The 11,333-nt window shown below is 64.3% G+C and carries 10 protein-coding genes; 7 read left to right on the forward strand and 3 right to left on the reverse strand.

Annotated elements, in window-relative coordinates; all coding sequences use genetic code 11:
- The first annotated feature begins 66 nt into the window (after positions 1–66).
- Positions 67–2,283, forward strand: a complete 2,217-nt coding sequence (helR, locus tag O4220_RS17845) for an RNA polymerase recycling motor ATPase HelR (RefSeq protein ID WP_269606625.1) — start codon at positions 67–69, stop codon at positions 2,281–2,283.
- Here the strand turns inward: helR and O4220_RS17850 are convergent.
- A complete protein-coding gene (locus tag O4220_RS17850; RefSeq protein ID WP_269606627.1) occupies positions 2,244–3,143 on the reverse strand; it encodes a LysR family transcriptional regulator in 900 nt (299 codons plus the stop codon). The two genes, helR and O4220_RS17850, sit on opposite strands and share 40 nt — an antisense overlap.
- 72 nt (positions 3,144–3,215) lie before the next feature.
- On the opposite strand from O4220_RS17850, the gene dapA reads away from it, so the two are divergent.
- The 6 genes from dapA to O4220_RS17880 all read left to right on the forward strand — a co-directional run bounded on the left by dapA (position 3,216) and on the right by O4220_RS17880 (position 9,859).
- Positions 3,216–4,160 carry a 4-hydroxy-tetrahydrodipicolinate synthase gene (gene dapA, locus O4220_RS17855; RefSeq protein ID WP_269606629.1) on the forward strand — a complete coding sequence of 315 codons (945 nt, stop codon included), beginning with the start codon at positions 3,216–3,218 and terminating at the stop codon, positions 4,158–4,160.
- A gap of 6 nt (positions 4,161–4,166) precedes the next feature.
- Positions 4,167–6,551 carry an excinuclease ABC subunit UvrA gene (locus tag O4220_RS17860; protein WP_269606631.1) on the forward strand — a complete coding sequence of 795 codons (2,385 nt, stop codon included), beginning with the start codon at positions 4,167–4,169 and terminating at the stop codon, positions 6,549–6,551.
- Positions 6,548–6,829, forward strand: a complete 282-nt coding sequence (locus O4220_RS17865; RefSeq protein ID WP_420030428.1) for an isochorismatase family protein — start codon at positions 6,548–6,550, stop codon at positions 6,827–6,829. The genes O4220_RS17860 and O4220_RS17865 overlap by 4 nt, the downstream gene beginning before the upstream one ends.
- Positions 6,830–6,848: 19 nt before the next feature.
- Entirely contained in the window at positions 6,849–7,526 is a 678-nt protein-coding gene (locus O4220_RS17870) for a GAP family protein (RefSeq protein WP_269606633.1), read from the forward strand.
- A gap of 22 nt (positions 7,527–7,548) precedes the next feature.
- Positions 7,549–8,349, forward strand: a complete 801-nt coding sequence (locus tag O4220_RS17875) for a HugZ family protein (RefSeq protein ID WP_269606636.1) — start codon at positions 7,549–7,551, stop codon at positions 8,347–8,349.
- 106 nt (positions 8,350–8,455) lie between these two features.
- Positions 8,456–9,859, forward strand: coding sequence for an NAD(P)/FAD-dependent oxidoreductase (locus tag O4220_RS17880; protein WP_269606638.1), 1,404 nt, complete (start codon positions 8,456–8,458; stop codon positions 9,857–9,859).
- A gap of 83 nt (positions 9,860–9,942) precedes the next feature.
- Here O4220_RS17880 and O4220_RS17885 read toward each other — a convergent pair whose 3' ends face one another.
- Together O4220_RS17885 and ureG are read right to left on the reverse strand one after the other, a co-directional pair.
- The gene (locus tag O4220_RS17885) at positions 9,943–10,611 is read right to left on the reverse strand and encodes an urease accessory protein UreD (protein ID WP_269606640.1); all 669 of its coding nucleotides are present in this window, start codon (positions 10,609–10,611) and stop codon (positions 9,943–9,945) included.
- 6 nt (positions 10,612–10,617) lie between these two features.
- Positions 10,618–11,322, reverse strand: coding sequence for an urease accessory protein UreG (gene ureG / locus O4220_RS17890; protein WP_269606643.1), 705 nt, complete (start codon positions 11,320–11,322; stop codon positions 10,618–10,620).
- Between the last annotated feature and the right edge of the window lie 11 nt (positions 11,323–11,333).

Here is an 11,333-nt window from a genome sequence, read left to right on the forward strand (position 1 = left end):
CCTCATTCCACTTTCAATGTATAGCGCACCCCGGGGCTTGCGGCAAGACCCCGCACAGGGCTCAGAATGGCTCGCTACAGCCAAGAAGAAGTCGATCGGAGTTCTGTGATTCCTGGGCACCCACGCGTCTTCCACCTGCCCGACAATCTTTCTCGCAAACGCGATCCGGAGTTGATCGGCACTGATCAGCAACACTTTTCAGCAATTCAGTCGAGTATCGAGACGGCGCGATCCGACACCGCGGATCGCCTGAACACCATCCAGAAGTCGTCGGGCCGGATGGGCCAGGAGGTAATGGAGCGGGACTTCGAGATCCATCGACTGAACGGACGCCTTCGTTCCCTCCGTCGCTACGGCATCGATCTGTGCCTGGGTCGAATGGTCCCCACCGGCTCGGACGAACCGGTCTACATCGGGCGTCTCGGACTGCTGGGGAACTCGGGCGAGCAACTTCTGGTGGACTGGCGCTCCCCCACTGCCGAGCCCTTTTTCGGTGCTACCCACGCGAACCCCATGGGGCTCGGGAGTCGCCGACGCTATCGCTGGACGAACGGCCTCATCACTGACTACTGGGACGAGGTCTTCGACTCGACGGGGCTCGACTCCGATACGGCACTCGACGACCAGTCGGCATTCATCGCGAGCTTGGGTACCGAACGTTCAGCGCGCATGCGGGACGTACTGGGCACAGTACAAGCAGATCAGGACGCGATCATCCGAGCAGATGCGCGCGGAGCTCTCGTCGTCGACGGTGGTCCGGGTACCGGGAAAACGGTTGTCGCTCTTCACCGTACTGCCTGGCTTCTGTACACGGACTCACGCATCGGACACAACCGAGGCGGAGTACTGTTCGTGGGCCCGCACGAGCCGTACCTCGCTTACGTCTCCGACGTCCTGCCGAGTCTCGGCGAAGACGGCGTACACACCTGCACCCTCCGGGACCTCGTGGCAGAAGGAACCGACGCAACAGAGGAGGCCGATCCTGCTGTGGCGCAACTGAAGTCCACTCTCCGCACGATCGACGCGATCGACGCGGCCGTCGCGTTCTACGAGCAACCGCCCAACCGGAACATGATCGTGGAAACAGAATGGGCCGACCTGAGACTCACCCCGGACGATTGGATCGAAGCGTTCGGGGCAGCCGAGCCCGGTACTCCGCACAACGAGGCTCGTGAACAGATCTGGGACCTACTCCTCTCGATTCTCGTGGAGCGATACGACGGCGACGAATCCACCCGAGAAGTACGACAGTCTCTGCAGCGCAACGAGCATCTACGGCGGACGCTCGAAAGTTCCTGGACTATCGTCGAGGCCGCCGACGTCGTCGCCGACCTATGGAGCGTGCCGGCGTATCTCCGTCGATGTGCACCCTGGCTGAGTGCTGAGCAGGTGCGCACGCTGCAACGAACCGATCCGACGCATTGGACACTGGCCGATCTACCTCTGCTCGATGCAGCGCGTATGCGGCTCGGTGATCCCGAGCACGCGCGGCGCACCCAACGCCGAGAGGCGGCTTCGGCGGTCGAGCGGACACGGATGGATCGCGTCGTCGACGAACTCATGGCTGCCGACGACGACGAGATGATGGCTGCGCAGTTGCGGCAGGATGGGATCCGCGATGCGCTCGTTGACTCGGCGGGCTTCGAGGAGATCCCGTCGGATCCAATGGTGGGGCCGTTCGCACACGTCGTCGTCGACGAGGCGCAGGAGTTGACCGACGCCCAGTGGCAGATGGTCCTGCGCCGGTGCCCGTCGGGCAGCATCACCATCGTCGGAGACCGCGCGCAGGCGCGGCAGGGATTCGCAGAGTCCTGGCGCGAACGGCTTGGAAGAGTGGGTATCGAGCGGGTCGACATTGCCACCCTCGGCGTCAACTACCGCACACCACGAGAAGTCATGGCGGTGGCCGAGCCGGTGATCCGAGCGGTGTTGCCGGACGCCAACGTCCCGGTATCGATTCGCAGCAGTGGAGTGCCTGTCGAGTACGGCAACTCAGCAGATCTGTTGTCGATCCTGGAAAGGTGGATGGAGTCGAACGCCAGCGGAATCGGCTGCGTCATAGGTGATCCTGCGTTCTCGGGATCGGAACGCGTACGCTCACTGACGCCACAACTGACGAAGGGACTCGAATTCGACTTGGTCGTCCTCGTCGACCCGGAGTCGTTCGGGTCCGGAATCGCCGGTGCTGTCGACCGTTACGTGGCAATGACGCGAGCTACGGGGCGGCTGGCAATTCTGACCTCTCAGCTCGAGGCCGGGTTCAGTACGTCCAGTACCGCGTGAATCGCCGGGCTCGCATTCGCACTGTGCCTCCATGCCGCGTACACCTCGCGCGTGGGAGTCCGTGCCGGTGACACTGCAATCAGACCGTCGCCCAGGACCGGCCGTGCGAGACGAGGAACGAGCGCAAGAACGTCGTCCCCTTCGACCAGTGCGAGCTGGGTCGAAAAATCATCGACGAGATGGCGGACGACCACGTCCGTGGGTGTGTCGGCGAACAGCCGACGGAACCACTGATGGCACACCGTTCCCGCCGGGCTGGTCACCCACGGATAGCGGGCGAGGTCGGAATGGGTCAGCGCGGACTTACGTCCGGCGAGTGGATGGGTACGTTTCATGATCACGTCGCCCCGGTCGGTATGGATCGGACGCCGGACGATCGAGGGCGGCGCCGCCGCAGGTACACCGTCGGCGTCGTGCACCAGCGCCAAGTCGGCGGTACCCGCGTGGACGCTGTGCAGGGCGCGATCGGGATCTTCCTCGCTGATGTGGACGGTCAGATCGGGATACCGCTGGTGCAGTCGGCTCAGCGCAGGTGCCACCAGACCGCGAAGGGCGGTCGAGAAGCCGACGAGGCGGACGACTCCACGAGCGACGCCTTCGTCCGCGGAGCGTGCCGACTCGACGCAGCGTTCGAGGGCCTGAAACACCTCGCCCGCCGATTCGACCACCGCCCGACCCGCTGGGGTGAGTACGACGCCTCGGCCGGCCTGCGCCAGAACCGGCGTCCCGATCTGCCGTTCGAGTCGTTTGATCTGCTGGGAAATTGCGGACGAGGTGTACCCGAGCTCGTCGGCCGCCCTGGCCAGGGTGCCGAGGGCAGCCACCGCCCGCAGAGCGTGCAGCGCACTCACATCGATCATGAAGCAACACTACGCAATAATGTCGATAATGCATCGCTGGACCGGCGGTTTCGTGCGGTCCACACTTACGAGGTGACCATCACCGCACCTCCGGCCTCGTCGGTATTCGGAACCAACCTCGTCGCCATGACGACCCCTATGCACCGCACCGGGGCATTGCACCGGCACGGTGTGGATGCCCTGCTCACACATCTGCTGTCGACCGGATGCGATGGCGTCGTCGTCGCCGGCACCACTGGCGAAGCACCGACACTGACCTCCCACGAGATCTCGGAGCTGGTCACCCAGACTCGAGACCACTCGAACCATGCCTTCAGGGTGATCGCAGGAGTCGGTACCAACGACACGGCGGCGGGAATGGACATGGCTCGGTCCGCTGCAGCGGCCGGCGCCGATGCACTACTGATCAGTGCTCCCCACTATTCGCGCCCTACCCAGGCAGGCATCGCGGCTCACATCGTCGACATCGCCGGAGCCGGTGGGCTTCCCGTCATGGTGTACGACGTCCCGGCGCGCACGGGCGTCGCCATCGAGGGGTCGACGTTGATCGAACTGTCCCGGCATCCCTCGATCAGGGCCGTCAAAGACGCAAAGGGTGACCTGTACGAGGCCATGACCGTCATGGCCGCGACGGAGCTTGCGTACTACTGCGGAATCGACGAGCTTGCCTTGCCCTATCTCTGCTGTGGCGCAACAGGATTGGTCAGCGTTACCGGCAACGTCGTGGCCGACCGGTACGCCGAGATGATCGAAGCCGTGCGGACCGGCGACCTGGAGCGGGCAAACGCAGTACAGCGGTCACTGTTGCCGCTGACCGACGCCGTCATGCGCACGACGCAGGGCGCCATCATGGCCAAGGCGGCACTGGTCAGGATCGGTGTGCTGTCCGACGCAACCGTTCGCCGTCCACTCCTCGAGTCATCTGCAACCGACCTGAGGCGACTGGACGAGGCACTGTGCGCCACCGGAATCGATCAGGAATCGAGAAGCGTGGGCGTCCCGGTGCGACTAGCCTGACTGCTCATGGCGACGAAGAAGGTCACGCAGGTCTCCGCACCGCACGCTGCCGATAGTCACGATGTGATTCGTGTACAGGGGGCGCGGCAGAACAATCTCCAGGACATCAGTGTCGATCTACCCAAGCGGCGACTCACCGTGTTCACCGGTGTGTCGGGCTCCGGCAAGAGCTCACTGGTCTTCAGCACGATCGCCGCGGAATCGCAGCGGATGATCAACGAGACCTACAGCGCCTTCGTGCAGGGATTCATGCCGACACTTGCTAGACCCGACGTCGACGTCATGGACGGGCTCACCACGGCCATCATCGTCGATCAACAGCGAATGGGCGCCAATCCTCACTCCACCGTCGGTACCGCAACCGACGCCAATGCCATGCTTCGCATTCTCTTCAGTCGAGTCGGTAAGCCGTATATCGGTTCGGCACAAGCTTTTTCGTTCAACGTGGCATCGGTCTCCGGTGCAGGCGCGTACAAGGTGGACAAGGGGGGTCGTCAGACCACCGAGAAGAAGTCCTTCTCCGTCACCGGCGGCATGTGCCCACGCTGCGAGGGCCGAGGTTCGGTCAGCGACTTCGATCTGACCGCCCTCTACGACGCGAGCAAGTCCCTCAACGAGAACGCGATCACGATTCCCGGCTACAGCATGGAAGGCTGGTACGGCCGAATATTCCGCGGCTGCGGCTACTTCGACCCCGACAAACCCATCTCGAAGTACACGAAGAAGGAACTCGACGATCTGCTCTACCGCGAGCCCACGAAGATCAAGGTCGAGGGCATAAACCTGACGTACTCGGGACTCGTGCCTCAGATTCAGAAGTCGTTCCTGTCCAAGGACGTCGACGCGATGCAGCCGCATATCCGCGCATTCGTCGAACGCGCGATCACGTTCACCACGTGTCCCGACTGCGACGGCACCCGACTCAACGAGGGAGCCCGATCGTCGAAGATCAAGGGCATCAACATCGCCGACGCCTGTTCGATGCAGATCAACGATCTGGCGACATGGGTCGCACGCCTGAAGGAACCATCGGTGGCACCACTGTTGACGACGCTGAGCGAGACCCTGGACTCGTTCGTGGAGATCGGCCTCGGCTACCTGAGCCTGGATCGCCCCTCGGGAACATTGTCCGGCGGAGAGGCTCAGCGCACCAAGATGATTCGCCACCTCGGATCCTCGCTGACCGATGTGACGTACGTGTTCGACGAGCCCACGACCGGGTTGCACCCCCATGACATCGAACGAATGAACAACCTGCTGTTGCAGTTGCGAGACAAGGGAAATACGGTGCTGGTCGTCGAGCACAAGCCCGAGACGATCTCCATCGCAGATCATGTCGTAGACCTGGGTCCAGGTGCCGGCAGCGCGGGCGGGCACGTGTGCTTCGAGGGCACCGTCGAGGGATTGCGACACAGCGACACCGTCACCGGTCGGCATTTCGACGATCGAGCGTCGCTCAAGGACTCGGTGCGTGGGTTCTCGGAAGTACTCGAAATTCGCGGCGCGGACTCCCACAACCTGCGCGACGTGGACGTCGACGTTCCACTCGGGGTGCTGGTCGTCGTCACCGGGGTCGCGGGCTCGGGCAAGAGCTCATTGATTCACGGGTCACTTTCGGGCACGACCGATGTGGTGTCGGTGGACCAGGGTGCTATCCGTGGTTCACGTCGAAGCAACCCCGCGACGTACACCGGCTTGCTGGAACCGATTCGGAAGGCCTTCGCCAAGGAAAATGCCGTCAAGCCGGCACTGTTCAGCTCAAACTCCGAAGGCGCGTGCCCGACGTGCAACGGAGCAGGCGTCATCTACAGCGACCTCGCGATGATGGCCGGAGTGGCCACGACGTGCGAGGTGTGCGAGGGCAAGCGGTTCCAAGCTTCGGTACTCGAGTACCACTTCGGCGGTCGCAACATCGACGAGGTGTTGTCCATGTCGGTCGCGGAGGCCGAGGAGTTCTTCTCCGGCGGCGCAGCCACACTGCTCCCAGCACACAAGATTCTGCAGCGCTTGAACGACGTCGGACTCGGCTACCTGAAGATCGGACAGCCGCTGACGACGCTCTCGGGTGGCGAACGTCAGCGCCTCAAGCTCGCGACGCACATGGCAGGCAAGGGCGGGGTCTATGTGCTGGACGAACCCACCACCGGCCTGCATCTCGCCGATGTCGACAAGCTGCTCGGGCTACTCGACAGACTGGTCGACTCGGGCAAGTCGGTGATCGTGATCGAGCATCACCAGGCCGTGATGGCACACGCCGACTGGATCATCGATCTGGGACCCGGTGCCGGCCACGACGGCGGACTCGTGGTGTTCGAAGGAACGCCGTCCGATCTGGTGGCGGACGGATCCACGCTCACCGGCCGCCATCTGGCTGCCTACGTCGGGAGCTGACGTATACGCAGGAGGAGCTGACTGCGGTCGAGGCCGGGCATGTCCTGATCGCAGGCGCACAGACCGATTTCTGCGTGCGATCCACCCTTCACGGCGCTCTGGTGCGCGGATACGACGTGACGCTGGTGAGCGACGCGCACACGACGGAAGATCTGACGAAATGGGGAGCTCCCCTGCCCGAGCAGGTCATTGCACACGCCAACCTGTACTGGGACAACCAGACCGCGCCCGGACGCACCGCGGCGGCAGTGGCGACGGAAGATATCGCCTTCACCTGACCGATACCCTGAACCTTCCATGGTGACTTTGCTGCTTGCGCTCGTCGGCTTCGCGATACTCGATTCGCTCGACGTCTTGTTGATCGGCGTCACTGCAGCTATCGCGGTGCACTCGAGAACCACGCGGCGGTCGCCGTTCCGAGCCGGGCTGGCCTTCGTCGGCGGAGTGTTCACGGCGACGACGGTATTCGGCATTCTCACCGTTCTCGGCATCGACTTCGTCACGGATCTGTTCGACTTCACCATCACTCCCACGGTCCGGTATCGCACGGAGCTCGTGGTCGGTTCGGTCCTGATCACCCTCGGCATGCTGCGCACCGCCGAGCGCCGCCCACCGGCATGGGCCTCCAGAGCCGGCTCCAGCATCCCCCTTGTCGCCCTGACAGGGCTGACGATCGGTCTGGTGCAGGGCCCGACGGCAGTGCCGTATCTCGCCGGGCTGACGATGCTCTCGACCCACGCTCCCCGCCCGCAGTGGTGGCCGGCCATTGTCGTCGTCTACTGCCTGATCGGACTGCTACCGCCCATCCTCGTCCTGATTCTGGCGTCGAGGAAGAGTCGACGTTCCCGGCGGGCGTTCATCGCCACCGTGCGTGGCCTGACGCGGTACGGCCCGCCGACGGTGCGCGTCATCTTCGTCGTGCTCGGTGTTGCATCGGTCGCCGACGCTCTGATTCATGCGCGAGACCTCCTGTAGGTCGTCGCCTAAGCTTCTGCGCATGGCACTCGATCACGGCGACCCTGGTGACGCTCCGTCCGTTCCCCCTCCCCTGTCTCCCGTAGTTGCCGACCGTCGTCCCTCGGCGGCCGAGGAGGCGCGCACGATCGCCGCATCCACCAACACCGCGACCCTCGCGAGCCTGACCGCGGACGGCGATCCCTGGGCATCGTTCGTCACGTACGGATTGCACGGCGGCGCTCCGGTTCTGTGTGTGTCGCGGATGGCAGAGCACGGGCGTAACCTCGCCGGCGATCAGCGCGCGAGCCTGTCGATCGTGGCACCGCAATCGCAGACCGATCCGTTGGCGTCGGGCCGGATCACTCTGGCCGGCGTGGTCGAACGGCCCGAGGGCGACGAGCTGGCGGCTGCCCGCGAGGCGCATCTCGCGGGGGTGCCCGCGGCGAAGTACTACCTCGACTACAGCGACTTCACGCTCTGGATCATGCGCGTGCATCGGGTCCGATGGGTCGGCGGATACGGGCGGATGGATTCGGCAACTGCCGAGGACTATGCCGAGGCCGCAGCCGATCCGGTATCGCCCAGCTCCGCATACGCGATCGAGCACCTGAACGCCGACCACTCGACGTCTCTGACGGCGATGGCACGCGAACTGGGTGGCTATCCCGATGCCACGTCCGCCGAATGCACCGCCGCAGACCGCTACGGACTCGATCTGAAGGTGCTCACGCCGCGCGGAGTCGCGTACACCAGGGTTGGCTACGCGGCTCCGATCGACTCGGCTGGGGAACTACGGGCCGCAACGGTGGAACTGGCGAAGCGAGCGGTGGGCGGGCGCTAGTTTCCGCTGCGCTCCCCCGTCTGTACCGGTACAGCCACCTCGCCGAGACGCCGCGAACGATGGCGGCTACCGTTGTGCTTACATCTCAACGTCTAGGGAGCAGGTAATGAGCATCCAACCGGTCGAATCGAAGCGTCATCGTGTCGTCGTCATCGGTTCCGGGTTCGGAGGTCTGTTCGGCGTCAAGGCGCTCAAGAAGGCCGACGTCGACATCACCCTCGTCGCCAAGACGACGCACCACCTCTTTCAGCCGCTCCTCTACCAGGTCGCGACGGGCATTCTGTCCGTCGGCGAGATCGCTCCGACCACCCGCGTCATTCTCCGCAAGCAGAAGAACGCCGAGGTGCTGCTGGGCGACGTGTTGAACATCGACCTCGAGGCCAAAACGGTGACGTCCAAGCTGCTCGAGCGCATCACCGTCACTCCCTTCGACAGCCTGATCGTCGCGGCCGGAGCGCAGCAGTCCTACTTCGGCAACGATCACTTCGCCGAGTTCGCGCCCGGAATGAAGACCATCGACGACGCACTCGAACTACGCGGACGCATCCTCGGCGCGTTCGAGCAGGCAGAGCTCTCCGATGATCAGGAGGAGAAGGACCGCCTCATGACGTTCGTCGTCGTCGGGGCCGGCCCCACCGGTGTTGAACTGGCCGGGCAGATCGCCGAGCTCGCCGATCGCACCCTCGACGGAGCTTTCCGCAACATCGATCCTCGCGACGCCCGCGTCATCCTGCTCGACGCAGCGCCCGCCGTGCTGCCGCCGATGGGCGAAAAGCTCGGCCGCAAGGCTGCCGAGCGACTCGAGAAGCTCGGCGTCGAAATCCAGCTCAACGCGATGGTCACCGACGTCGACAACGACGGCCTGACCGTCAAGGAGAAGGACGGCACGACGCGTCGCATCGAGGCGCAGTGCAAGGTCTGGTCGGCAGGCGTTCAGGGCAGCCCCCTCGGCAAGCAGCTCGCGGACCAGTCCGGTTCGGAGACGGACCGCGCCGGACGGGTGCTCGTCGAACCCGATCTGACCGTCAAGGGTCACCCGAACGTGTTCGTGGTCGGCGACCTCATGTCGGTCAAGGATGTGCCGGGTATGGCGCAGGGTGCCATCCAGGGGGCGACGTACGCCGCCAAGCTGATCAAGGCAACGGTGAAGGGCGAGGACGACCCCGCTCAGCGTGCGCCGTTCAAGTACTTCGACAAGGGCTCTATGGCAACGGTGTCGCGGTTCAACGCGGTCGCCAAGGTCGGCAAGCTCGAGTTCGGTGGATTCATCGCATGGCTGATGTGGCTTGCGTTGCACCTGTACTACCTCGTGGGCTACCGCAGTCGAATCACCACTGTCATCTCCTGGTTCGTGACCTTCCTCGGCCGTGGTCGCGCCCAGATGGCATCGACCGAACAGCAGGTGTTCGCAAGATTGGCCATCGAGCAACTCAACTCCCTCGAACGCGCGGGGGCCGTCGAGACGGACACCGCCGAGACAGAGCAGGAGCGCGAGAAGGCAGCGGGCTGATCGACCACTGACCCCAGCTTTCGGACATCGCATCGGCCGACGACACCGTCGGCCGATGCGATTGCTCGTTCAGCGTGCCACTCTCACGTACTCGAATCACCGGGCTGCAAGCGGTGCCCCATCGAGGTAGTCAGTGAGCCGCCTCCTGCGAGAGCCAGCCGAACGCTTCCGCCGCGTAGATCGACCTCGGACGCGCGAGCATCGGGGTATTGCAACGTACTGGACATCGACAGCGGAGCAGACAACGCGTCGTGCGAGATCGAACCGTCGCCCAGTGCCACCCGGTGGCGCAACAACGGACGGTCTCCGACGTCGCAGTGCATCGCACTGGTCCACCGACCCGAAGCCTCCTCGAAACGCCCGATCTGCGTCCGCTCGCGCAACCACAGCGTCGAATCCTGTTGCAGCGCAATAGTATTGACCACAGAATGCGATGCGTCCGAAACGACGACCATCGGCTCGGGATCGAAGATCAGAGACGCACCTGCACCGACCTCGACGTGCCACTGCGCCGACGAATGACGCTGCTGCCCACCGGGCATTGCCAGTGACGCCGCGACGCTGCGGACCTCCAGGTGTGCGCCGGCCGCCACGAAGATTCTGACGGTGATGGTGTCACCACCGAGTGGCGTTGCGGCGGTTCCGATCAGGTGGACCGTATCCGGCCCGGTCTGCCGGCCGGCAAGTCCGCCCACCGAGGTGATGCGTGGGCTGCGATGCGGGCTCGCATCGATGCAGAGCTCGGTGTGCATCGACGCTCAGTGTGTGTGGGCATGCGCGTCGGAGTCGGCAACGACCTTCAGCTGCTCCCGAATCCACGCGAGCACGGTGGTGGCGGCCGGATCGTCGGTGAGTGAGATCAGCGCAGTCGGTCGGCCCTCGCGCACCTGTGCCGCATCGCGCTCCATCACACCCAGATCAGCCCCGACGTAGGGAGCCAGATCCGTCTTGTTCACGACCAACAGATCGGAGAAGGTGACACCGGGACCACCCTTGCGCGGCACCTTGTCACCACCCGCGACATCGACGACGAAGATCTGCACATCGATCAGACCGGACGAGAACGTCGCGGTGAGATTGTCTCCGCCCGACTCGACCAGAATGAGGTCCAGGGGAGGATTGCTCTCGATCAGATCGTCGATGGCGTCGAGATTGGCTGTGATGTCGTCGCGAATTGCGGTGTGCGGGCACCCACCTGTCTGTACGGCCGTGATGCGCTCGTCCGGTAGAACCGCATGCCGACGCAGGAAGTCCGCGTCCTCGGTGGTGTAGATGTCGTTGGTCAGAACCGCAAGCGACAGCTCGTCGCGCAGCTGGCGACACAGGGCAGCCACCAGAGCGGTCTTCCCGGAACCGACCGGTCCGCCGATTCCCACTCGCAGAGCCTCGCCTGCCTCCCGCGCGCGTTTGGGACGATCCAGTCCGTGGTCGTGGGGCTCACCGTCGATCAGGTGCGGGGGCATGACATCTCCTT

This window comes from Rhodococcus ruber, from assembly GCF_027270735.1.
Taxonomy (GTDB): domain Bacteria; phylum Actinomycetota; class Actinomycetes; order Mycobacteriales; family Mycobacteriaceae; genus Rhodococcoides; species Rhodococcoides rubrum_A.

What these genes read in the sequence shown, in the direction of transcription:
- O4220_RS17880 (WP_269606638.1), top strand. Translation starts at nt 8,456, where the DNA reads ATGAGCATCCAACCGGTCGAATCGAAGCGTCATCGTGTCGTCGTCATC.
- ureG (WP_269606643.1), bottom strand. Translation starts at nt 11,322, where the DNA reads ATGCCCCCGCACCTGATCGACGGTGAGCCCCACGACCACGGACTGGAT.
- O4220_RS17875 (WP_269606636.1), top strand. Translation starts at nt 7,549, where the DNA reads ATGGCACTCGATCACGGCGACCCTGGTGACGCTCCGTCCGTTCCCCCT.
- helR (WP_269606625.1), top strand. Translation starts at nt 67, where the DNA reads ATGGCTCGCTACAGCCAAGAAGAAGTCGATCGGAGTTCTGTGATTCCT.
- O4220_RS17850 (WP_269606627.1), bottom strand. Translation starts at nt 3,143, where the DNA reads ATGATCGATGTGAGTGCGCTGCACGCTCTGCGGGCGGTGGCTGCCCTC.
- O4220_RS17885 (WP_269606640.1), bottom strand. Translation starts at nt 10,611, where the DNA reads ATGCACACCGAGCTCTGCATCGATGCGAGCCCGCATCGCAGCCCACGC.
- O4220_RS17870 (WP_269606633.1), top strand. Translation starts at nt 6,849, where the DNA reads ATGGTGACTTTGCTGCTTGCGCTCGTCGGCTTCGCGATACTCGATTCG.
- O4220_RS17860 (WP_269606631.1), top strand. Translation starts at nt 4,167, where the DNA reads ATGGCGACGAAGAAGGTCACGCAGGTCTCCGCACCGCACGCTGCCGAT.